The organism is Sporocytophaga sp. (assembly GCF_017745095.1).
Classification (GTDB): Bacteria; Bacteroidota; Bacteroidia; order Cytophagales; family Cytophagaceae; genus Sporocytophaga.
In genome coordinates, this window is sequence record NZ_JAGHZZ010000055.1 from 1 (window position 1) to 2,478 (window position 2,478).

The 2,478-nt window shown below is 32.3% G+C and carries 1 protein-coding gene; it reads right to left on the reverse strand.

Going from position 1 to position 2,478, the window contains the following annotated elements:
- Positions 1-2,362 (reverse strand): hypothetical protein (locus J7604_RS26150; protein WP_293903310.1); only part of this gene is annotated, 2,362 nt, incomplete at its 3' end.
- Between the last annotated feature and the right edge of the window lie 116 nt (positions 2,363-2,478).

Consider the following 2,478-nt stretch of genomic DNA (forward strand, 5'->3'; position numbering starts at 1 on the left):
ATTCAGAAATACCTTTGTTGGATGGATAAATAGGCCCAGTGCTATTTTTATTAAAGAAGACATCACCTTTATAGATATCGCCTGAAGTTGACCCTAAATAACAAATTCCTGTACCATTATTATTTAAAGTATAATCAGTATTAAAAACTGACCCTCCATTACTTATATTACCATTACAAGTAAAGGAAGTAATATTATGAAATTGGGATGAGCCATAGGTCAAACTGTTACAAACTGCAGTTAATTTGCTTTTAAATTCAGATGACCCAATAATAAACCTCGAGTTTGAAAGAGAAAGATTTATATCCGGATAACTTTCTGAATCTTCCTGTTTTAGATTATTAAGAGATAGCACCCCTGAATTAAAAGTTTCTGTGTTAATATGACAATCAGAAGATAAATTTACGATCGAGGGAGTATATGTTCCCAGATAAATATTACCTGTAGATAAATTTGATAATAATATATCACTCTTGAAATTGCAAATCCCGTTAAGCCCTACATAGATAGCTCCAGTAAAACGATTATTAATTTTAAAAACTTTGTCCTTACCATTAAAATTAGTAATGTTACCAGTATTACTGGAAACAACTATCCCCCCCGTTGTATCATTATTAAATGTTACATTTTTATTAAAGGTAGTATTCACTCCTCCTACAGTAAAGCTGCCAGCACTCTTATTATTAATAATCACGTCTTCTTCAAAAATAGTATTAGCTTCACCATTTGATTGTGCAGATCCAGTTTTGGTAAAATTACACACCCCCATAAATGTTCCACTTATCCCAATACTTGGAGCACATACTGTCATCTTTCCTTTATAAGAACCCATCCCTCCTCTAAAGCTTAATACACTTGTGCCTGTTAACTTAATATTTTGCTCTGTAGCATCCGTCTGAATGACCTTAAATAAATATAAGTTTCCTATAGTAAAACTATCTTCTGGAATTATTATCCTAACATTATTTCCCAGTGTTACAAGCCCGCCTGAGCCTATATTTATATAACCAGCTGAGGAGCTTTTTATCTTCAAGTCTCCATTAAACTGAGATGTTCCTCCATTGCTAAATTGTATTGAACCAGGAGTTCCTTTATTTTCAATTATTGTTGTATCAGAAAAAGTAGAATTGGCACCCGCATTTTGTGAAACCCATATACTCCCAGATGAGGAATTTATAAAGGATGCCTTTTTAAATGTATAGTTATCACCACTATAAGTGGAAACATAACAGGCTCCCGAACCTGAATTTTCAAATTTAAAAGTTCCAATGAAACTAGCTGTCCCCGATAAATAATTAGACCCAGAACCAGTAATGTTTAAATCTACAATGTCGTTATAAGTACCTCCTTGCATTCCTATACTTGGAGCTCTACATTTCAAAACTCCTCCATATTCTGAGCTAACTCCTAACATAAGAATAGCCCCATTGGTAAGAGTTAGGTCCTGAGCTGTTGCACCAAATTGTTTAAATCTACTTAACCACAAATAACCTGTAGTAAAGTTTTGAGCAGAAATAATTTTATTTTCCTTAAGTTCCGATATACCAGTACTTCCACCTTGCCCAAACCTTATACCATATGAACTAGTTTGATTTTCCAAATTTATGTTGCCATTGTAATTACAGGTATTAAGATAGGAAGCATCAAACCCTCCTGTTGATGTTACCTTTAAATTTAAATCATTATTAAAAGTTTCATTAAATCCTATAGAACTTGAAGTCGCTATCCTAAATATTACTGAACCAGCTGATTCAAAATTTACTAATTTAGTATAAACATTTCCTCCTGTTAATGTAAGACCTGACATTAACTTCACAGTTATATTACCACTAAAATCTGTTTTATAAAATGTAAGGGAATTAGCATAAATATTTAATGCAGGCTGCATAACAGTCCTAAATGATATACCACCTATTGTTATAGCAGCCGGGGCTATTAGAGTTCCGGCATTAATAATTCCTTCCGTTCCCAATATTGAAGATCCTTCAACAATAATGAGACTGCTGGTTGCATTGAGAATAAATCCGTTGCTAATCCTTAAACTTCCAGAATTAACTTTGAATATTCCAACAGTCTGATTTGAACTCAATTCCGGAATATTATTAGATGACACAATGATAACTTCATCAGAAGAAGTAAATAAGACCCTATTATTTACATCAACAGGAACAGAAGTAGCTCCGCTAAATGACCAGTTTAGTGGATCTTCCCATTTATTATTAGTGGAAGGATTTTTCCAGGTAAAAGTACCAGTGGCATTGCAATATCCGTATAAGCCAAAAAAAATACTCGCAAAAATAATTCTTAAAAAAAAGAAAGATTGCTTTTTATATGAATCAAATAGTACCAGAAAATTTAACATTGAACTATAAAAATAACCCTTTAATCAAATTTACTTCATTTTATCTGCAGGAGAAAAACTATTCAAATATTCTTTTCCACAATCTTATTTCAATTCTTACATTCTTTTAAGAATCA